The sequence below is a fragment of the Variovorax sp. RO1 genome, assembly GCF_002849325.1.
In the GTDB taxonomy this organism is placed as follows: Bacteria; Pseudomonadota; Gammaproteobacteria; order Burkholderiales; family Burkholderiaceae_C; genus Variovorax.
This window is the reverse complement of record NZ_PKMT01000001.1, coordinates 1,266,312-1,286,057: the sequence shown is the minus strand read 5'-3', so window position 1 is coordinate 1,286,057 and position 19,746 is coordinate 1,266,312. Positions and strand designations below refer to the sequence as shown.

Sequence of the window (19,746 nt, the reverse complement as noted above, 5' to 3'; positions counted from 1 at the left end):
CCGTCATGTCTGAACCGCTCAAGGAAACGCATCGCTTCGTCGACGACTACCTGCCCGCGCTGCTGGCGCAGGCCAGCCAGCTGATCTCTTCGGAGTTCCACGAGGTGGCGCGCCAGCAGGGTTTTTCGGTGTCGGAGTGGCGCGTGATGGCGTCGCTGGCGGGCAGCGACGCGGTCAGCATCGGCCAGCTCGCGCAGGTGACGGTGACCAAGCAGCCGACGGTGACGCGGCTGCTCGACCGCATGGAAGCGCGCGGCCAGGTCGAACGCCTGCCCCATGAAAGTGATCGCCGCATCACGCTGGTGCGCATCACGCCCGCCGGGCTGAAGGCGGTCGAGCACCTAATGGAACTGGCGCGCGAACACGAGCGCCGCGTGCTCGAACCCTTCGGCCTGCGACGCGCCGAAGAACTCAAGCAGACGCTGCGGCAGATGATCGACCTGCATGTGCATGTGCCGGTCGAGGTGCCGGACGAAGACTAGGGCACGAGTACCGCGCGGCCGCGATGGCCACGTTGCGCAATCCAGTCGAGTGCCAGCGCGGCATCGGCGAGCGCGAAGGGCTGCACGTCGAGATGCAGACGGCCATCGGCCAAGCGCGCAAGCAACTCTGGAGCGGCTGCGCGGCCTGCGGCTTCGCGCCTGAACATGTTGAGCGGCAGCAGCGCCACGTCGCGCTGCAGGAAGTGCGCGATGTCCAGCTGCAGCGTCGGGCCGGCGGTGTAGCCGATCAGCACGGCGCGTCCGCCGGGGCGCACGGCAGGCAAGGCGGTGGCGAGCACGTCGCCGCCGACGGTGTCGATGAGCAGGTCGGCGCTGCTGACGTCAGGTGCTCCGGCCTTCGGATCGACAGGCGTTGCAATGCAGCCCGCGGCGCGTGCCAACTGCATCACCAACGAACCCACCGCGCCGCTTGCGCCCGTCACCAGAACTTGCTCTCCAGACTTCAATCGGGCGACGTCATGCAAGGCGACCCACGCCGATGTGGTGGGCGAGAAGAATGCTGCGCCGAGTGCCATCGGCACCGCATCGGGCAACACACCGAGTGCGTCGTCGGGTGCATTGATCAGCTCGCACCAGGTGCCGTCGAACAGCGTACCCAAGCCACTGCCACGCAACCACACGCGTTGTCCCTCTGCATAGCGCTCGCTCGCGACGACAACGCCCGCAGCCTCCACGCCCGGCGTGTAGGGCAGCGGCGGATGCCGCAGGAAACGGCCTTGCCACACGGTGCGGTCGATGTGACCCACGGTGGCGGCCTGCATGCGCACGAGGGTGCGGCCAGGTCGCGCCACGGGGTCGGCCACGTCTTCGAGCACCGGCACCGCATCGAAGCCATGAATGCGAACCGCCTTCATGGCCGCGTCGCCAGAAAGTCGAGCACCGTGCGCGCAAAGGCCTCGGGCATCTGGTCGGGCAAGGGCACCATGCCGCCGTCGATGTCGACGATGCGCGCCTGCGGCAGCTGATGCTGCAACTCCGCCGCATGCGGTGCGGCGAAGGGGTCGAGCGTGGCGCGCACGATGAGCGTCGGCTGCGTCACGCGGCCGATGCGCTCTTCCATGCGGTACGAGGCCACAGCGCGGTGCCCTTCTTCGACACGGTGGCCGACCTTCATCGCATCGCGCACGAAAGCCTCGAGCAGGTCGGGGCGCCCCGGCGGATAGAAGGCTTGTCGCTTCTGCCACAGCGCGGCGAGGTGGCTGCCATCGTCGCTGGGCGCCACTTCGTCGATGGGCGGACGCTGCGCGCGGGCGCGGCGAAACACCTCGTCGGTGTACGGCGTGGACGAGAGCACGAGGCTGCGCACGAGCTCGGGAAACGCCGCGGCCAGTTCGATCGCGACCACGCCGCCTGTGTGATGCCCCACCACGTCAGCCTGCATGATGCCGAGCGCATCGAGCAGCTCGCACGCGACGCGTGCCCACTGCGCAATGCTCGCGGGCACGCCGCCGTCGGCCGAATCGCCGAAGCCCGCGGTGTCCATCGCGATGGCGCGGTAGCCCGCGCCGGCGATCAGCGGCAGCACCTCGCGGTACTCCGCCCAGCTGCGTGGCGACTGGTGCAACAGCAGCACGGCCGGCGCCTGCGAATCGCCGCACACGGCGTGGTGCACCTGCCCCACCGACAGGTCGGCGAAGGCGCGGCGGACCGTCATGACAGCGTCTCGTCCGCAGGTGCGCGCCACAGGCCCGCGTGCTTGAGTTCGCCGAGCGTGCGCGAGAGCACGTCGCGCCGGTAGGCGGCGGTGTCGCGGCCCGCGTAGTCGTAGAAGCCGCTGCCAGTCTTGAGGCCCAGCCGGCCTTCCTCGACCATGCGTCCGACGATGGCCGGCGCGGTGTACCGGCCCGCATCGAGCGAGGCCGACATCTCGCGGCTCGCGTGGTGCAGGATGTCGCAGCCGCCGAAGTCGATGAACTCGACCACGCCAAGCGCCGCGAAGCGCAGGCCCAGGCCGTAGCGCGTGGCCTTGTCGATCTCTTCCGCTGTGGCAGCGCCTTCTTCGATCATGCGGGCCGCCTCGTTCATCACGAGCGCCTGCAGGCGCGGCACGATGTAGCCTGGCGACGCGCCGCAGACCACGGGCAGCTTGCCGATGGCCTCCATCAGTGCCTTCGTGCGTGCGAGCACGCCGGCGTCGGTGCCGGGGTGGCAGCTCAGTTCGACCACGGGAATCACGTAGGCGGGGTTGAGCCAGTGCATGTTCAGGAAGCGCTCGGGCCGGCGCACCAGCGCGGCCAGCTGCGTCACGAGGATGCTGCTGGTGGTCGAGGTGAGGATCGCGTCGTCGCTGCAATGGCGATTCAAGTGCTCGAAGGCTTCGCGCTTGGCGTCCATGGTTTCGGGCACGCCTTCGAACACCAGCTCGGCGGCGGCCAATGCGCGCGGTGCTTCTGCTGCGTTCACACAATCCACGCGTGCGGCGATGCGCTCGACCTGCGACGCATCGATCACGCCGAGCTGCGCAAGACCGGAAAGGCTCGCCGCGATTTCCGCTTGCGCCTCGTCGCGCAGCTGCTGCCGGGCCTCGGGCGTGCGCGGGCGCAGGTCGATCAGCGAGATGCGATGGCCCGCATAGGCGAATGCGATGGCGATGCCGCGGCCCATGCGGCCGGCGCCCACGGCGGCGAAGCGCGGCAGCGCGGGCTCATTCGCCATCGTGCAGCCTCTGCTTGAGTTGGGTCGCGCTCAGGCTGGCCAGGCCCAGGCTTTCGAAGGTGCGCGGGCCCTGGCGCAGATCGCGCCCGAGGAAGCCGCCCACGATGGCCAGCAGGCCGTGGGCGATAGGCGCATCGACGCCCGCATGCCGCGCGGCCGAGGCCAGGAAGGCCAGGCCGAGTTCGGTGTCTTCGGTGATGTAGCGGTGCGTGTGCAGGTCGATGTTCTCGCGCCAGTCGCCCGACTTGACGAGCTGCTTGTGCGCGTCGCCGTACATCCATTGGTCGTTGTTGTAGTGGTCGGCCAGCGGATAGTGCGGCGCGCCCTGCCCGAAGGCCTCGCGCACGGCCATGCGCTCGCGGTCGAGCCGGTCGGTCACGTCGCGCACGGCGCGTTGGGTGCCTTCGTTGTGGATGTCCCAGCGCTCGAAGTGCTGCAGCGGCGCGGCGTTCATCACCATCAGCGGCGGGTGGATGACGGGGCCGGCGTTCATCAGCGCGCCCGAGAGCGCATCGCCGCAGCCGTGCACGGCCGGGTAGGCGCGGCGGATCACCTCGATCGCCTGCGCCTCCTTGCGCGCCGGGTAGACGCCGGTGGGCAGGCGGATCGCGCGGATGGTGACGTTGACTTCGCGCTCACCGTGCTTGCGCGCAAGGTACGGCAAGGTGCCGGTCTCGGCCCAGGCCACGTCGGCGCGGTTGCCGGCCGCCTTCACCGCCTGCGCCATCACGTAGCTGCCGAAGGTGCCCGGCGGCAGGAACACGACCTGGCCGTCGACGAGATGCGGCGCCATGGCCAGCGCGATGTCGTGCTGGGCGATGGCGGGCGTGGGAATGACGATGAGTTCGGCGCCCTTCAGCGCCGCGCCGATGTCGGCGGTGGCGAGCGCGATGGGCACCTCGCGCACACCGGCAGCGTCTTTCAGCGTGATCGCGCCGGCTTGCACGACGGGTTCGAGCGCGGCGGCGTCGCGGCGCCACAGGCGCACTTCATGGCCGGTTTCAGACAGGTCCGCAGCGGCCGCATAGGCGCCGTGGCCACCCCCAAGGATCGCAATTTTCATGATCGAAAGTCGAGAACAGGTGTCGATGAACCGGCAGCCGCGAACGGACCCGGGAGAAGCAATGCGCCATTACATTACTTTTCATCGATTCAGGTGTCAACCAACTTCATGCAGATCGGGCTGCTCGGAAACCCGACAACGAAAAAGCCCGCGTTCGTGAGAAGCGCGGGCTTTTTGGGGGAAGCGGCCTTTTTCAAGGCTGCTTGCAGGGGCGATCAGCGGCTGGGCTTGAACGCGCGCTTTTGCGCGTCGCGGGGCACGAACACTTTGCCCGGGCCACCGTGACCGGCGCCATTGCCGCGCGGTGCGAAACCTTCGCGGGGCGCGAAGCCCTCACGGGGTGCAAAGCCTTCACGGGGCGCGAAGCCACCGTCGCCGCGACCGCCGCCATGGCCGTGGCCACCGCGCGGAGCGCTGTCACCCCAGCCCGGCTTGCGACCGTAGCCGCCACCACCGCCGCCATTGCCGCCTTCGTCACGACCGCCGCCGAAGCCGGCGTTGTTGCCGCCGCCCTGGAAGCCGCGCGGAGCTTGGTGACCGTGGCTCGGAGCCGGGCCGCGTGCGTTGCGGTCATTGAAGCCGCTGGCGCCGGCATAGCCGCCGCCGTTGTTGCCGCGGTAGCCACCGCCGCCGCCGCCGCCTGCACCGCCGTTGCCGAACTTGCGGTCACGCGATTGGTTGTCGCCGCGGCCACCGCGGTACTCGCCCATCGGGGGACGCGATTGCGGCATGCGCTGTTGCGGCTCGAGGCCGGCAACCACTTCAGCCTTGAACTGCTGGCGGCTGTACTGCTCGATGTCCATGATCTTGCGGCGATCGCGGAACTCGGCGAACGTGATGGCCAGGCCATCGCGACCGGCACGGCCGGTGCGGCCGATGCGGTGGGTGTAGTCCTCGGCCTTCATCGGCAGGCCGAAGTTGAAGACGTGGGTGATGGTCGGCACGTCGATGCCGCGGGCGGCAACGTCGGTGGCCACCAGGATCTGCACCTGGCCTTGACGCAGTGCCATCAGGCGGCGGTTGCGCAGGCCCTGGCTCAGGGCGCCGTGCAGTGCGACGGCGCTGAAGCCTTCTTGCTGCAGGTCGTTGGCGAGGCCGTCGCACTCGACTTGCGTGCTGGCGAACACGATCGCCTGGTTGATGCTGGTGTCGCGCAGCCAGTGGTCGAGCAGCTTGCGCTTGTGCTGGCTGTTGTCAGCCCAGTACAGCGACTGCTTGATGTTGGCGTGCTTCTCTTGCGGGCTGTCGATGGTGATGCGCTGCGGCTCGCGCATGACGCGCTGGGCCAGCTGCTGGATGCGCGGCGCGAAGGTGGCGCTGAACATCATCGTTTGCTGGCGCTCGATGGTGAGCTGGTTGACTTCGGCCAGGTCGTCGGAGAAGCCGAGATCGAGCATGCGGTCGGCTTCGTCGACGACCAGGAACTTGACCTGGTCGAGCTTGAGCTGCTGCGAGCGCTGCAGGTCGAGCAGACGGCCCGGCGTGGCAACCACGAGGTCGGCGTTCTGCAGCTTGGCGATCTGCAGCTGGTAAGGCATGCCGCCCACCACGTTGGCAACGCGCAGGCCGCGGCAATGGCGCACCAGTTCGATGGCGTCGTGTGCAACTTGCTGTGCGAGTTCGCGCGTCGGGCACAGGATCAGGGCGCCGGGGGTGGCGGCCTTGAAATGACGGGTGTTGGTCGGGTCCTTGCGCTTGGGCTTCTTGAGCGGTGCCTCGCCGCGGGCAGCAGCTTCGGCGGCCAGGCGCTGGAACTCGGCCTTGGCTTCGGCTTCGGCTTCGGCCTGGCGCTTGAGCAGCGTGTGCAGCACGGGCAGCAGGAAGGCTGCGGTCTTGCCCGAACCGGTCTGGCTGGAAACCATCAGGTCGACAAAACGGGCCTTGCCGTCCTGGCCGGCTTCACCGCCCATGGCGAGCGGGATCACCTTGTCTTGCACGGTCGTGGGCTGGGTAAAACCCAGGTCCGCCACGGCGGCGATCAGTTCGGGTGCGAGGCCCAGGCGGATGAAGCCGTTGGGCAGGCTGGGTTCTTCGGCCGCAGCGATCTCGGGAGCGGCTGCGTCGAGCGCGTCGAGGATCGGAGCCTCGGACACGGTTTCCGCGACAGCGGTGAATTCGTTATGGGTAGCGGATTGCACAGGCGCGAGTTCGCCCTGCGCTTCAAAAGCGTCGGTCATGTAGATATCAATCTCAAACGCGAGCGCTGCCGTAGGCGGCGCTCCGTTGGTGGTTAAAAACATCAACCATCCAACGACATTCAACTTCCGGCTTTCGTCGGAGGCTGCGGCCCTTTTTGATCAGCGAATGCGATCGGGCGCGGTGTGCAAGATAGGGAGATGCAAGAGACGCTGATCTGTGTCCAAAGACGCGTTCAAATCAGCGAAGCCTGCGATTATGGCACGGCTTCGGGTTTTCACCTAATCGTTATCAATCCACCAATCGCAGGAAGGTTTCCCGATAGTGCGCCAGCTCCTCGATGGACTCGTGCACGTCGGCCAGCGCAGTGTGCGCCTGCTGCTTCTTGAAGGCGGTGTAGGCCGCAGGCTTCCAGCGCTTGGCCAGCTCCTTGAGGGTGCTGACGTCGAGGTTGCGGTAGTGGAAGTACGCCTCGAGCTTGGGCATGAACTTGACCAGGAAGCGCCGGTCCTGTCCGATGGTGTTGCCGCACATCGGCGAGCCGCTGCGGGGGATGTACTTGGCGATGAATTCGAGCAGCTGCTGCTCGGCCGCGGCTTCGTCGAGCGTGGAGGCTTTCACCTTGTCGATCAGGCCGCTGCGGCCGTGGGTGCCCTTGTTCCAGGCGTCCATGGCGTCAAGCACGGCGTCGCTCTGGTGGATGACGAGCACGGGGCCGTCGATGCGGGGCGTGAGGTCGGGGCCGGTGACGACCACGGCGATCTCGAGCAGGCGCTCTTTTTCGGGGTCGAGGCCGCTCATTTCGCAGTCGAGCCAGACCAGGTTCTGGTCGCTTTTCTTCAGGGTGGGGGCGGCTGCGGGGGGCGTCGGGTCAAGGGATTCGGGCATCGCAGGATTGTCGTCGAAGGCCTGCGACGCGGTTTAGCGAGGACTAAACTCGCCGCTTCATGATGTCCTATTCACTCATCTTCACTCTCGCTTTTGCGACGGCACTCGTTGCGGGCCTGCTCGTGAAGTTCTGGCTGGCCACCCGCCAGGTGCGCCACGTGGCACGCCACCGCGGCGCCGTGCCGGCCGCCTTCGCGCAGACCATCACGCTCGCCGCGCACCAGAAGGCCGCCGACTACACCATCGCCAAGGCGCGCTTCGGGCTCATCGAGATGGCGTGGGGCGCTGCCCTGCTGCTCGGCTGGACGCTGCTCGGCGGGCTCGACATGCTGAACAAGCTGCTGCTGGTGTGGCTGGGCGGTGGCATGGTGCAGCAACTGGTGCTGCTGGCGGCCTTTGCACTCATCGGTGGACTGCTGGAGTTGCCGTTCACGCTGTGGCAGACCTTCCGGCTCGAAGAACGCTTCGGCTTCAACAAGATGACCTGGAAGCTCTGGCTCACCGACACCCTCAAGTCGACGCTGCTCGGCGCGCTGATCGGGCTGCCGATCGCGGCGCTCATCCTGTGGCTCATGGGCGCTGCCGGCACGCTGTGGTGGCTCTGGGCCTGGAGCGCATGGATGGGCTTCAACCTGCTGCTGATGCTGATCTACCCGACCTTCATCGCGCCGCTGTTCAACAAGTTCAAGCCACTGGACGACCCCACGCTCAAGGCGCGCGTCACGGCGCTCATGAAGCGCTGCGGCTTTGCCGCCAAGGGCCTGTTCGTGATGGACGGCAGCACGCGCAGCGCGCACGCCAATGCCTACTTCACCGGCTTTGGCGCCAGCAAGCGCGTGGTGTTCTACGACACGCTGCTGCGCCAGCTCAACGCCGGCGAAGTCGAGGCCGTGCTCGCGCACGAACTCGGCCACTTCAAGCACCGCCACATCGTGAAGCGGCTGGTCGCGATGTTCGCGCTGAGCCTGGCCGGCTTCGCGTTGCTGGGCTGGGTCTCGACCCAGGTCTGGTTCTACGCGGGCCTGGGCGTGCAGCCCAACCTGTCGCCGGCCGCGCCGAACAACGCGCTGGCGCTGCTGCTGTTCATGCTGGCCGTGCCGGTGTTCAGCTTCTTCGTCGCCCCGCTGCCGGCGCGCCTGTCGCGCAAGCACGAGTTCGAGGCCGACGCCTACGCCGTGGCGCAGACCAGCGGTGCCGACCTGTCGGCCGCCCTGCTCAAGCTCTACCAGGACAACGCATCGACGCTCACGCCCGACCCGGTGTTCGTCAAGTTCTACTACTCCCATCCGCCCGCCTCCGAGCGCCTTGCGCGCATGACCGCGGCGTGATCCTCGATCCACTTTTTCTGCAAAGCCCCTCATGAGCAGCATGTTCAAACCCAAGGACTGGAAAAACCTCCCGCCCCGCAAAGCCCTGAGCGCCACCGAGATCGTCTCGGGCCTGGCCCAGCTTGACGGCTGGAAGCTCACCGGCGACGGCGCCGATGTGGCCATCGAAAAAACCTTCACCTTCGCGAACTACTTCGAGACCATCGCCTTCGTGAACGCGCTGGCCATGGTGGCCCACACGCAGGACCACCACCCCGACCTGTCGGTGCACTACAACCGCTGCGTGGTGCGCTTCAACACGCACGACGTGAACGGCCTTTCGGTCACCGATTTCGACTGCGCTCGGCAGGCCGACGCGCTGGTTGCGAGCCCCGCCGCATGAGGGCACACGCCTGTGGCTAAGCCGGGCCGCGCCGCCTTCACCCCCGCTGCGCACAACACGGGGAAGGCGCACCACGACGGCCTCGTCGTCGCCAGCCACGGGCGTCACTGCCTCGTCGAAACGCCCACGGGCGAGCGGCTGATCTGCCACCCGCGCGGCAAGAAGAGCCAGGCCGTGGTCGGCGACCGCGTGCGCTGGCAGGCCACCGAAGACGAAGGCACCATCGAAGAGGTGCTGCCGCGCCGCAACCTCTTCTACCGTCAGGACGAGATCCGCACCAAGTCGTTCGCGGCCAACCTCGACCATGTGCTGATCCTGATCGCGGCCGAACCGGAGTTCTCCGAACACCAGCTGGCACGCGCGCTGATCGCGGCCGAGGCCCAACGCATCACGCCCATCATTGCACTCAACAAGAGCGACCTCGTCGAACCCTTTGCGCGCGCCTGGAACAAGCTGGCGCCCTACCGCCGCATGCACCACGGCGTGCTGCCGCTGTCGCTCAAGGCCTCGGGCGAGACCGACTACGCGTCGTTGATGAAGCTGCTGGCGGGCAAGTCGACCCTGGTGCTCGGCCCCTCGGGCTCGGGCAAGAGCACGCTCACCAACCTGCTGGTGCCCGGTGCGAGCGTGCTGACGCAAGAGATTTCGCAGGCGCTCAACTCGGGCAAGCACACGACCACCAGCACCACCTGGTACTGGATCGACGAGGCCCGCACCACCGGCCTCATCGACTCGCCGGGCTTCCAGGAATTCGGCCTGAACCACATCGAGCCGATGCAGCTCGCCGGCCTGATGCCAGACATCGCCGAGCACACGGGCGACTGCAAGTTCTACAACTGCACCCACCTGCACGAACCCGGCTGCGGCGTGATCTCGAACGTCGAGACGGCGACGCAACCCGGACCGATCAGCGCCTCGCGCTACAGGATCTACGGCGAGCTGTTCGCCGAGCTGAGCCAGACGCGCTACTGACGACGCACCGAGGGGCCGGCCGTGCTCAGGCCAGCCAGGTGCGGTACGACTTCCAGGTCGGGTCGAAGGCAAGGGCCAGCGTCACCGGCAATTCCAACGCGTCCTGAACCGATTGCGCATGCGCAATGGCCACCTGTGGATCGGCCACATGGAAGTGAACGGTGCGAACGCCCTCCTCCAGCACGATGTGCGTGCAGCAGCCTTCGCCGTGCGTCTGCAGCAGCGCGGTCAGCCGGTCTTCGTAGACACGGGCCTCGTCCAGTTCTTCGCCCGATTCGACGGGGACGGCGGCCGAGAGCCGATGCCCGAGGTCGGCGCGCCCGAGCAGCGCATTCGCGGCATCGTTTCGCATCACGACCGCTTCGACCTCGCTGCCATCGTCGGCGGTGCGCGTGGCAGTCAGGCCGGACCAGCCATGCTCGCCCGCGGGGAACACGCCGGTGTGGCCCAGATCGTCGCGCCAGCATGCGTCGAACAGCGCCACGAAGTCGTCGAGCGGCACGCCCTCGAAATCCGCTTGCGCATCGGCCTCGACGTGATCGACCGGTCCGACCTTCACGGCGAAGTCGTACTCGCCCAGGATGTGGTCGAGCATGATCAGGCTCATGTGGCGCGCGTGGTCCTGCATGTCCATCGGAATGGGCTTGGCAAAGCCGAGCTCCAGCGCCACCCGCCCCCTGTAGGGCTCGTGCTTCACGAGCACGTCAGAGCTGGCCAGTTCGAAGTCGTTCATGCGCATGCTGAACCCTTCGCGCATGCGCTGCCGGAAGGCCTCCACCGCGACCTGCGGCAACGGGGGCGCGCTGCGCACCAACGCCATGAGGTCCTCGAAATCGGCTTCCGCGCCATGCGCCGTCAGCACGAGCGTGAAAGCCGGCGGGTCGCCCAGCACTTCGGCCGCCAGGTTCGGAAAGAAGGGCTGCAGCAGCGCGTTCAGTTCGCCCACGAGCGCAGGGCCGGACAAGGACTGCAGGCTCTCGAGCTTGTCGCTCAAGGCTTGCCAGAACGATGCGCAGGCAATGGCGCGCGGATCGGCATGAAGGGTCGACATCGACAAGCTTTCTCTCAGGGTTTCAGGCCAGGATTTCTTGCAGGCACTGCACGAGCGTGCTGCACTGGTCCCGCGTGCCGATGCTGATGCGCAGGTACTGCGCGATGCGCGGCTGCTTGAAATGCCGCACCAGCACGGCACGCTCGCGCAGCAAGGCGGCCAGCTCGGCCGCATCGCGCTGCGGGTGCCGCGCGAACACGAAGTTGGCCTGCGACGGCAGCACCTCGAAGCCCAGGTCTTCGAGTTGGAGGCTCAGGCCTTCGCGCGTGTCGACGACCTGGTCGCGTGTCTTGCGGAACCATGCTTCGTCGTCGAGCGATGCCACGGCGCCGGCGGAGGCCAGCCGGTCGATCGGGTACGAATTGAAGCTGTCCTTGACCCGCACCAGCGCGTCGATCAGGTGCGCCTGCCCGCAGGCGAAACCGACCCGCAGGCCGGCCAGCGAGCGCGACTTGGACAGGGTCTGCACCACGAGCAGGTTCGGGTGGCGGCCGATGAGCGACAGCGCGCTCTCGCCGCCGAAATCGACATACGCCTCGTCGACCAGCACCACGCGATCGGGGCACGCCACAAGAAGCTGCTCGATGCGCGCCAGCGGTTGGCCGATGCCGGTCGGCGCGTTCGGGTTGGCGATGACGATGCCGCCGCAGCCCTGGCGGGCGCGCGCCGCGAACGCATCGATGTCGATGCGCAGGCCTTCATCGACCGGCAGCTGCTCGCAGGCGATGCCATAGAGCTGGGCATAGACCTTGTAGAAGCTGTAGCTCACATCGGGCATCAGCAACGGCTCGGCCTGCTGGAAGAAGGCGAAGAACGCGTGCGCGAGCACTTCGTCCGAGCCATTGCCCGCGAACACTTCATTGACCTGCAGGCCGTGGCGGCGCGCCACGGCTTCGCGCAGCGCGAGCGATGCGGGGTCGGGGTAGCGCTCGAGGCCGTCGGCGGCCGCGCGCTGGATTGCCGCAATCGCGCTCGGCGACGGCGGGTACGGGTTCTCGTTGGTGTTGAGCTTGACGAGGTGGGCGATGCGCGGCTGCTCGCCGGGCACGTAGGGCTCGAGCGCGTCGATGCGCGGACTCCAGAAGGCCGGCACGGGCGTGGTCATGGCGTGTGTCCTCGCGCGCTCAGCCGAGCAAGCGCGCAAGCGTGAGCAAGGCCAGCAGCACCATCCACATCACGACCGATCGCCAGACCAGGCCGACCACGCTGCGCAGGTGACCGGGCTCGGGCTCGCGGCCCGGCGTGCTGCCGCTGTCGAGGCGCCGCCCGACGCCCGGCGACTCGCCAGCCTGCGCGCGCGACAGCGGATCGACCACCGGGATCGGACTCAGCGAGCCACCGCCCAGCCGCACGTTCACCGCGCCGGACGTGGCCGCGAGGATCACGCCGTCGTTCTCGTTGGGAAAGCGCCGCGCATCGTTGCGCCAGCAGTCGATCGCTTCTTCGAAGCTGCCGACCACGGCAAAGCCGAGTGCGGTGATGCGTGCGGGCAGCCAATCGACGGCATGCCAGGCGCGCTCGGCCGCATCCTGCACCGCCACGCTCGAAGGCTGCACCGGCGCGCCGTTCTTGTGGGCCCAGTAGCGCGCGACGAACTCGCTCATGCGATAGAACACCGCGCCCGCCGGCCCCAGGCCGAGAGCGGCGAGCACCGAGAACCAGGCCAGCACACCGAAGACATGGCGGTGCGCCGCAATGACCGAATGCTCGATCACGTGGCGCACGATTTCGCTGCGCGGCAGTTCGGCGGCATCGACGCCCTGCCAGTGCGCCAGCAGCGAGCGCGCGAGCGGCTCGTCGCCCTCGTCGAGCGCGTCACGGATGTCGGTGAAATGGTGGCTGAACTGGCGAAAGCCGAGCGTCATGTAAAGCACCGCGACGCTCCACAGCACGGCGAACGGCAGGCCCAGCGTGAGCACCAGCAGCCAGTGCACGCCCAGCGACAGCAGCGTGGGCACGAACACCGCGAGCCCCCAGGCGATCCATCCGTGGTGCGGCTTGCCCGCATCGAAGTTGCGGCTGGTCCAGCGCGTCCACGCCAGAACGCCGCCGTACACGGGGTTGTGCGGGCCCAACGGTCGCACCTGCTCGATCAGCAACGCGCACAGGATGGCAAAGAAGCTCATCCTTCGATGATAGCGAGAGCACCTGAAGGTTTTGGCCCCAGGTTGCGCCCGACCAGGTTCAGGCGGCGAGGAAGCGGTAGAGGTTGCGCAGCATGCCCGCCGTGGCGCCCCAGACGAAGCGCTCGTGGGGGCCGTCGACGTACGGCATCGAGTACCACGTGCGACGGACACCATCGGTGGCGCTGATGGCATGGCGGCGGTGATTGGCCGGGTCCATGAGCCAGGCGAGCGGCACCTCGAAGGCTTCGGCCACTTCGAAGGGATTGATGTCGAGCACGAAGTCGGGCTGCACCAGCGCGACCACGGGCGTCACGACGAACGACGTGACGGTCGTGTAAGTCGGCAGGGTGCCGAGCACCTCGATGAACTGAGCCGACAGACCCACCTCTTCCCAAGCTTCGCGCAGTGCGGCGGCCTGGATGTTGGCGTCTTCGGGGTCGACGCGCCCGCCGGGAAATGCGACCTGGCCCGAATGGGTCGACAGGTGCGTGGTGCGCTCGGTGAGCAGCACGGTCGCGCCTTGCGGGCGCTGAACGATCGGCACCAGCACGGCGGCCTGGGCCGGCACCCGGTCGCTCATGCGGGGCTCGCGGCGCAGCTCGGGCGTCCAAACGGGCGGCGAGGCAAAGCGTGTGCGCAGGGCCGTGGCCGTCAGCTGCGCCGGCGCCACAGCCGGCAGACCATCGCTTCCGTCCACGAAGGGCACCTGGCGCGGGTCGATCTGCAGCAACGCGGGCGGCACCACGGCATTGACGGGTTCGACGACAGCGGAGGGCGTGGGGGCGGAAGTGGAGGAGGTCAAGAGAGGATGCGGCCTGTGTCGGGATGAAAGGAGTAGAGCGTAAAAATGAAAAGCTGTCTTGAAGCGCAGCGCCAACGCAAAAAGCCGCCAGAGCGGCGGCTTTTTGAGCAGAAAGGACGACGGCTGATTAAGCGGCCGACGCAGCAGCCTTCTGCGACTTGCCCGGCAGCTTTTCCTTGATGCGTGCCGAACGACCGCTGCGCTCGCGCAGGTAGTACAGCTTGGCACGGCGCACGTCGCCGCGGCGCTTGACTTCGATGCCGGCGATCAGCGGGCTGTAGGTCTGGAACGTACGCTCCACGCCTTCGCCGCTGGAGATCTTGCGCACGGTGAAGCCGCTGTTGAGGCCACGGTTGCGCTTGGCGATCACGACGCCTTCGTAGGCCTGCACGCGCTTGCGGGTGCCTTCAACGACGCTGACGCTGACGATGACCGTGTCACCGGGCATGAAAGCGGGGATCTTCTTGCCGAGGCGGGAAATTTCTTCCTGCTCGAGGGTCTGGATGAGGTTCATGATTTCCTGATAGTCGATCGTTTCGGGCTGCACTAAAGGCGCCGTGGTTTTGGCGGAAGAACCGCCAGGAAACCGGGCGCGGCCGGACAGAGGATCGGGGAACCGCGGATTATAGCTTTTTTTTCAACGAGGCCTCATCGGCCTTGTTCAGCTTGCCTGCCGCCCGGGCGGCATCGATCAGTTCGGGGCGCCGCGCGGCCGTGATGGCCAAGCGCTGGTCGCGCCGCCAGCGCTCGATCTGCGCATGGTGGCCCGAGAGCAGCGGCGCCGGAACACCCTGCCCGTTCCACTGCTCGGGTCGCGTGTAGTGCGGGCAGTCGAGCAGGCCGTCGAGCGCCGGGTTGAAGCTGTCCTGCACGTGGCTGGCCTCGTCACCCAACACGCCGGGCTGCAGCCGGGCAACAGCATCGAGCAGCGCCATGGCCGCGATCTCGCCGCCCGACAGCACGAAGTCGCCCAGGCTGATCTGGTGCGTGACGCGCGCGTCGATGAAGCGCTGATCGATGCCCTCGTAGCGGCCACAGACCAGCACCGCACCCTCGCTCGCCGACCAGCGTTCGACGGCCTCATGGCGCAGCGCCTCGCCGATGGGCGAGAACAGCACCACCGGCGCCGGTGCGCCGCGCGCGGCCAGCGCGGCATCGAGGCAGACCGCCAGGGGCTCCGCCATCATCACCATGCCGGGTCCGCCGCCGAAGGGCCGGTCGTCGACGCGCTTGTAGTTGCCCTGCGCGAAATCGCGCGGGTTCCACAGCACGACCTCGACCTGTTTCGACTCGTAGGCGCGACGCGTCACGCCGCTGGCCACGAAGGGCGCGAACAGTTCGGGAAAAAGCGTGAGGACGTCGAAGCGCATGCGCGCGCGGCCCGGGTCAGAACTCGGGTTGCCAGTCGACCGAGATGAGGCGGCCGGCCAGGTCGACCTTGTCGACGAAGACCGAGACGAACGGCACCATGCGCTCGATGGTCTTGCCGTCTTCTTCGGCCGTCAGCACCAGCGTGGTCTGCGGACCGGTGGCGAGCAACTCGCGCACCGCACCGAGCACGACGCCTTCGCGGTTGACGACCGACAGGCCGATCAGGTCGACCCAGTAGTACTCATCGTCGCCGGCGGTCGGGAAGCTCGAGCGCGGCACAAAGATGCGCGCGCCGCGAAGCGCCTCGGCCGCATTGCGGTCGGGCACATCCTCGGACGAAGCGACGATGCAGTCGGAATGTTCTTTGGCTTCGCGAACCGCGAGCCGGAAAGCGGCAGGTGTGGAGGCTCCGGGAGCCTGCAGGAACCAGCGCTTGGAAGAAAAAAGCGCCTCAGGTTGGGCGCTGTGGGGCAGGACCTTGAACCAGCCCTTGATGCCCCAGGCATCGGCGATGCGTCCGACCTCGATCGCATCCGCCGGCAGTTCGGCGGCTTCGAGTGTGGGCAGCATCGCCGTGCGGGCGGCTTAGGCTGCCGCCTTGGGTGCCGCAGCAGCGGCTTGCTTGATCAGGCGCAGCACCGTGGGCGACGCCTGGGCACCGACACCCGTCCAGTACGCGAGGCGGTCCTGGGCGATGCGGATGCTTTCTTCGTTTTCCTTGGCGGTCGGGTTGTAGAAACCCAGGCGCTCGATGAAGCGACCATCGCGGCGAACGCGCTTGTCCGACACGACGATGTTGAAGAACGGACGGCCTTTGGAGCCGCCGCGGGAAAGTCGAATGACGACCATGATTTATCCTTGGGTGGTCAGCGAGCCAGTTCAAATAGAAAGAGGCCCGCTCACGATGTTCTTCCAGCGTCGAGACACGCGACATGGCCACCCGGCCAGCGCACGCTGAAAAGCCCACGATTATAGCCCGCCCCGGGTTTTTCTCCGAATTCCGGCCCCGCGCCGCCTGCTCCACCCGCATGACCCTCACCATCCGCCCCAGCCGCGACGAAGACATCGCAGCCATCACGGCCATCTACGCGCACCACGTGCTGCACGGCACCGGCACCTTCGAAACCGAGCCGCCATCCGAGGCCGACATGACCGCCCGACGCGCTGATGTGCTGGGCAAGAACCTGCCCTACCTCGTGGCCGAAGACGACGGTGAAGTGTTGGGTTTTGCCTACTGCAACTGGTTCAAGCCGCGGCCGGCCTACCGGTTTTCGGCCGAAGACTCGATTTACATGTCCGACGCCGCACGCGGCAAGGGCCTGGGCTCGCAACTGCTGGCAACGCTCTCGCAGGCGGCCGAAGCGGTCGGCGTGCGCAAACTGATCGCGGTGATCGGCGATTCGGCCAACATCGGTTCGGTCGGTGTGCACCGCAGGCAGGGCTTCACGCACGTGGGCGTGCTGAAAGACTGCGGCTGGAAATTCGACGCCTGGCGCGACGTGGTCCTGATGGAAAAAGTGCTCGGCGAAGGCAGCCGCACAAAACCCGAATGATGAAGAAAATGAAAAGCAAAACCGTGGCCGCCTGGCTCTCCTTCCTCGGCGGCCCGCTGGGCCTGCACCGCTTCTACCTGCGCGGCCTGGGTGACTGGCTTGGCTGGCTGCTGCCCATTCCCACCGCGCTGGGCATCTACGGCATCGAGCGCTTGCGCATGTACGGCGTGGACGATGGTGTGAGCTGGGCGCTGATTCCGCTGCTCGGCTTCACGATCGCGGGCTGCGCGTTGATGGCGATCATCTACGGCCTGATGACGCCCGAGAAGTGGAATGCCCGCTTCAACGCCGGCGCTGCGCCCGACGCCGCACCGGGCCAGACCAACTGGCTCACGATCGGTGCTGTGGTGGCGTCTCTGTTTTTCGGCAGCTCGATCCTGATGGCGAGCATCGTCTACAGCTTCCAGCACTACTTCGAGCACCAGATCGAAGAGGGCCGCAAGATTTCACAGTAGCCGAATTCAGCGTGGCGACCTCTGCGAAGGAGGCGCCGACGCTTCAGATGTTCAGAAGATCTGCCAGCTGAACCAGTAGGCGATCGCGGCAACGAAAGCCGAGGCGGGAATGGTCAGGACCCAGGCCCAGACGATGTTTCCCGCCACGCCCCAGCGCACCGCGCTGGCGCGCTGCGTGGCGCCGACGCCGACGATGGCGCCCGTGATGGTGTGCGTGGTCGACACCGGAATGCCCAGCGCGGTGGCCAGGAACAGGGTCAGCGCCCCGCCGGTCTCGGCACAAAAGCCGCCCACGGGCTTGAGCTTGGTGATCTTCTGGCCCATGGTCTTCACGATGCGCCAGCCGCCGAACATGGTGCCCAGCGCGATCGCCGTGTAGCAGCTCACGATGACCCAGGTCGGCGGCGCCGCGTCGCTGGTCGAGGCATAGCCGGTGGCGATCAGCAGCATCCAGATGATGCCGATGGTCTTCTGCGCGTCGTTGCCGCCGTGGCCCAGGCTGTAGGCGCCGGCAGACACCAACTGCAATCGCCGGAACCATCGGTCCACCCGCGACGGCGTGGCGCGCCGGAAACCCCAGGCCACCACGATCATCATCAGCGAGCCCAGCAGGAAGCCCAGCAGCGGCGACACGAAGATGAAGGCCACGGTCTTCCAGATGCCGGAAGCCACGAGGCCAGTGGTGCCGGTCTTGGCGATCACGGCACCCACGATGCCGCCGATTAGCGCGTGCGACGAGCTGCTCGGAATGCCGTAGTACCAGGTAACGAGGTTCCAGCTGATCGCGCCGATGAGCGCCCCGAACACCACGTGCACGTCGACCACGCCGGGCTGGGCGATGCCCTTGCCCACCGTGGCCGCCACGCTCAGGTGGAAGACGAAGATCGCGATCAGGTTGAAGAAAGCCGCGAACACCACGGCCTGCCCCGGCTTCAGCACGCCGGTGGACACCACCGTCGCGATCGAATTGGCGGCATCGTGGAAGCCGTTCATGAAGTCGAACAGGATCGCGAGCGCGACCAGCACCACCACCACCCAGAGGGCGACCTGCACCGTTGTCATCGGTTGCTACCCGTTCAGGAATTCTCGAGGACGATGCCCTCGATCACGTTGGCCACGTCCTCGCACTTGTCGGTGATCGTCTCGAGCAGCTCGTAGATCGCCTTGAGCTTGATGACCTCGCGCACGTCCGGCTCTTCGCGGAACAGCTTGCTCATGGCGCTGCGCATCACGCGGTCGGCGTCGGATTCGAGGCGGTCGATTTCCTCGCAGGTCTTGAGCGTGGCCTCGGCCACGGCCGGGTCGGCGATCTTGCCGAGGTACTTGACGGCGTCCTTGAGGCGGTCGCAGCACTTCACGCTCAGGGCCGTGAGGCGCACGATCTCGTCGGTCATGTGGCGCACGTCGTACAGCGCCATGGTTTCTGCCGAGTCCTGGATCAGGTCGGCCACGTCGTCCATCGTGTTGATGAGCTTGTGGATCTGCTCGCGGTCGATGGGCGTGATGAAGGTCTTGTGGATCAGGCGGTTGACGTCGTGCGTCACGCGGTCGGCGGCGCGCTCGGCGTTGTCGACATCGCGGTTGTACTGTTCACGCAAATGCACGTCCGCATAGTTGGCGACGAGTTGCTCGAAAGCACGCGCCGCCTCCACGATGCGCTCGGCATGCTGGTTGAACATTTCAAAAAAATTGCCCTCTCGGGGCAGCAGCTTGCCGAACATGGAAAAACTCCTGGGACGCGCCAATCACAATTTCATGACGCCTTCGTGAAAACCTGCCGAGTTTAACGGGCACGACCGGAACGACCGGTCGGGCCGACCTTCCAGCCCCGGCCCCGCAGGCCCACTCAGGCCGGCAACCGCAGCACCGGCAGGTGCCAGCCGCCGTAGATGCCGCCCAGCCGCAGCGCCACGATCAGCCCCACGCCCGCAAGGAACGCCCAGCGGCGCGGTGTGCCCGCAACCTGCAGCAGCAGGTAGGCCGCAATGCCCGCGATGGCGGCCGAGCCGTAGATGCCGCTGCTCAGCAGCAACGGGATGCGGGCGGTCAGCACGTCGCGCAGCAGACCGCCGGCCGCGCCGGTCATGGTGCCGACGAGCATGACGATGGGCGCCGGCAGCCGCCGCTCCTCGGCCACCTGCGCGCCGGTGATGGCGAACAGGCCGAGCCCCAGTGCGTCGGCCACGGCCAGCGCATGCTCGGGCAGCGGCATCAGGTGGAGCCATGCAATGGTGAAAACCGCCGACGCCAGGATCACGTACGCATAGCGGGTGTCGTGGATCCAGAACACCGGGTGGCGGCCGAGCAGCAGGTCGCGCAGCGTGCCGCCGCCAATCGCGGTGACCGAGGCGATCACCAGCACCCCCAGCCAGTCGAGGCCCGCATGGCCGGCTGCCAATGCCCCACTGACCGCGAAGACCGCCACACCGGCGAGATCGAGGACGTAGAGCAGCGGCACGAC

23 protein-coding genes are annotated in these 19,746 nt (G+C 67.2%); 6 read left to right on the top strand and 17 right to left on the bottom strand.

Annotated elements, in window-relative coordinates:
* The first annotated feature begins 5 nt into the window (after positions 1-5).
* Positions 6-482, top strand: coding sequence for a MarR family winged helix-turn-helix transcriptional regulator (locus tag CY658_RS06300; protein WP_099791754.1), 477 nt, complete (start codon positions 6-8; stop codon positions 480-482).
* Here the strand turns inward: CY658_RS06300 and CY658_RS06295 are convergent.
* From CY658_RS06295 to orn, 6 genes are all read right to left on the bottom strand, one after another.
* Entirely contained in the window at positions 479-1,357 is an 879-nt protein-coding gene (locus CY658_RS06295) for a quinone oxidoreductase family protein (RefSeq protein WP_101489334.1), read from the bottom strand. The genes CY658_RS06300 and CY658_RS06295 overlap by 4 nt on opposite strands.
* Entirely contained in the window at positions 1,354-2,157 is an 804-nt protein-coding gene (locus tag CY658_RS06290; protein ID WP_101489333.1) for an alpha/beta fold hydrolase, read from the bottom strand. The genes CY658_RS06295 and CY658_RS06290 overlap by 4 nt, the downstream gene beginning before the upstream one ends.
* Positions 2,154-3,158: a 3-hydroxybutyryl-CoA dehydrogenase gene (locus CY658_RS06285; RefSeq protein ID WP_101489332.1), complete on the bottom strand. Its 1,005-nt coding sequence runs from the start codon at positions 3,156-3,158 to the stop codon at positions 2,154-2,156. Before CY658_RS06285 ends, CY658_RS06290 begins: the two co-directional genes overlap by 4 nt.
* Positions 3,148-4,221 carry an NAD/NADP-dependent octopine/nopaline dehydrogenase family protein gene (locus CY658_RS06280; RefSeq protein ID WP_101489331.1) on the bottom strand — a complete coding sequence of 358 codons (1,074 nt, stop codon included), beginning with the start codon at positions 4,219-4,221 and terminating at the stop codon, positions 3,148-3,150. The genes CY658_RS06285 and CY658_RS06280 overlap by 11 nt, the downstream gene beginning before the upstream one ends.
* Positions 4,222-4,436: 215 nt before the next feature.
* On the bottom strand, positions 4,437-6,398 hold the full coding sequence (locus CY658_RS06275; protein WP_101489330.1) for a DEAD/DEAH box helicase: 1,962 nt from the start codon (positions 6,396-6,398) through the stop codon (positions 4,437-4,439).
* Between the two features lie 250 nt (positions 6,399-6,648).
* Complete coding sequence (gene orn, locus CY658_RS06270; protein WP_070062329.1) at positions 6,649-7,245, bottom strand: oligoribonuclease; 597 nt, start codon at positions 7,243-7,245, stop codon at positions 6,649-6,651.
* Positions 7,246-7,307: 62 nt separating this feature from the next.
* Here orn and CY658_RS06265 point away from each other — a divergent pair, with 62 nt between their 5' ends.
* The 3 genes from CY658_RS06265 to rsgA are packed head-to-tail and all read left to right on the top strand — an operon-like array spanning position 7,308 to position 9,927.
* Positions 7,308-8,573 (top strand): M48 family metallopeptidase, encoded by a 1,266-nt coding sequence (locus CY658_RS06265; RefSeq protein WP_101490254.1) that lies wholly within the window; start codon positions 7,308-7,310, stop codon positions 8,571-8,573.
* A 31-nt stretch (positions 8,574-8,604) separates the two neighbouring features.
* A complete protein-coding gene (locus CY658_RS06260; RefSeq protein ID WP_099791768.1) occupies positions 8,605-8,955 on the top strand; it encodes a 4a-hydroxytetrahydrobiopterin dehydratase in 351 nt (116 codons plus the stop codon).
* Between the two features lie 12 nt (positions 8,956-8,967).
* On the top strand, positions 8,968-9,927 hold the full coding sequence (gene rsgA / locus CY658_RS06255) for a ribosome small subunit-dependent GTPase A (protein WP_101489329.1): 960 nt from the start codon (positions 8,968-8,970) through the stop codon (positions 9,925-9,927).
* A 25-nt stretch (positions 9,928-9,952) separates the two neighbouring features.
* Here the strand turns inward: rsgA and CY658_RS06250 are convergent, their stop codons facing one another.
* The 8 genes from CY658_RS06250 to rpsP form a co-directional block, all read right to left on the bottom strand.
* Positions 9,953-10,978: a hypothetical protein gene (locus CY658_RS06250; protein ID WP_101489328.1), complete on the bottom strand. Its 1,026-nt coding sequence runs from the start codon at positions 10,976-10,978 to the stop codon at positions 9,953-9,955.
* 22 nt (positions 10,979-11,000) lie between these two features.
* Entirely contained in the window at positions 11,001-12,083 is a 1,083-nt protein-coding gene (gene hisC, locus CY658_RS06245; protein ID WP_101489327.1) for a histidinol-phosphate transaminase, read from the bottom strand.
* A 19-nt stretch (positions 12,084-12,102) separates the two neighbouring features.
* Entirely contained in the window at positions 12,103-13,104 is a 1,002-nt protein-coding gene (locus CY658_RS06240) for a CobD/CbiB family protein (RefSeq protein ID WP_101489326.1), read from the bottom strand.
* A gap of 58 nt (positions 13,105-13,162) precedes the next feature.
* Positions 13,163-13,906, bottom strand: coding sequence for a CoA pyrophosphatase (locus CY658_RS06235; protein ID WP_180838877.1), 744 nt, complete (start codon positions 13,904-13,906; stop codon positions 13,163-13,165).
* Positions 13,907-14,033: 127 nt separating this feature from the next.
* Positions 14,034-14,420 carry a 50S ribosomal protein L19 gene (gene rplS, locus CY658_RS06230; RefSeq protein WP_101490253.1) on the bottom strand — a complete coding sequence of 129 codons (387 nt, stop codon included), beginning with the start codon at positions 14,418-14,420 and terminating at the stop codon, positions 14,034-14,036.
* 109 nt (positions 14,421-14,529) lie between these two features.
* Entirely contained in the window at positions 14,530-15,276 is a 747-nt protein-coding gene (gene trmD / locus CY658_RS06225) for a tRNA (guanosine(37)-N1)-methyltransferase TrmD (protein WP_101489324.1), read from the bottom strand.
* A gap of 16 nt (positions 15,277-15,292) precedes the next feature.
* A complete protein-coding gene (rimM, locus tag CY658_RS06220) occupies positions 15,293-15,847 on the bottom strand; it encodes a ribosome maturation factor RimM (protein ID WP_101489323.1) in 555 nt (184 codons plus the stop codon).
* A gap of 15 nt (positions 15,848-15,862) precedes the next feature.
* Positions 15,863-16,126, bottom strand: coding sequence for a 30S ribosomal protein S16 (rpsP, locus tag CY658_RS06215; RefSeq protein WP_056571881.1), 264 nt, complete (start codon positions 16,124-16,126; stop codon positions 15,863-15,865).
* A 179-nt stretch (positions 16,127-16,305) separates the two neighbouring features.
* Here rpsP and CY658_RS06210 point away from each other — a divergent pair, with 179 nt between their 5' ends.
* Entirely contained in the window at positions 16,306-16,830 is a 525-nt protein-coding gene (locus CY658_RS06210; protein WP_101489322.1) for a GNAT family N-acetyltransferase, read from the top strand.
* An 8-nt stretch (positions 16,831-16,838) separates the two neighbouring features.
* Positions 16,839-17,285, top strand: a complete 447-nt coding sequence (locus CY658_RS06205) for a TM2 domain-containing protein (RefSeq protein ID WP_101490252.1) — start codon at positions 16,839-16,841, stop codon at positions 17,283-17,285.
* Positions 17,286-17,336: 51 nt separating this feature from the next.
* Here the strand turns inward: CY658_RS06205 and CY658_RS06200 are convergent, their stop codons facing one another.
* From CY658_RS06200 to CY658_RS06190, 3 genes are all read right to left on the bottom strand, one after another.
* Positions 17,337-18,347: an inorganic phosphate transporter gene (locus tag CY658_RS06200; RefSeq protein ID WP_101489321.1), complete on the bottom strand. Its 1,011-nt coding sequence runs from the start codon at positions 18,345-18,347 to the stop codon at positions 17,337-17,339.
* Positions 18,348-18,361: 14 nt separating this feature from the next.
* Positions 18,362-19,006, bottom strand: coding sequence for a DUF47 domain-containing protein (locus CY658_RS06195; protein ID WP_099791791.1), 645 nt, complete (start codon positions 19,004-19,006; stop codon positions 18,362-18,364).
* Positions 19,007-19,131: 125 nt separating this feature from the next.
* Complete coding sequence (locus tag CY658_RS06190) at positions 19,132-19,743, bottom strand: trimeric intracellular cation channel family protein (protein WP_257884764.1); 612 nt, start codon at positions 19,741-19,743, stop codon at positions 19,132-19,134.
* Positions 19,744-19,746: the final 3 nt, after the last annotated feature.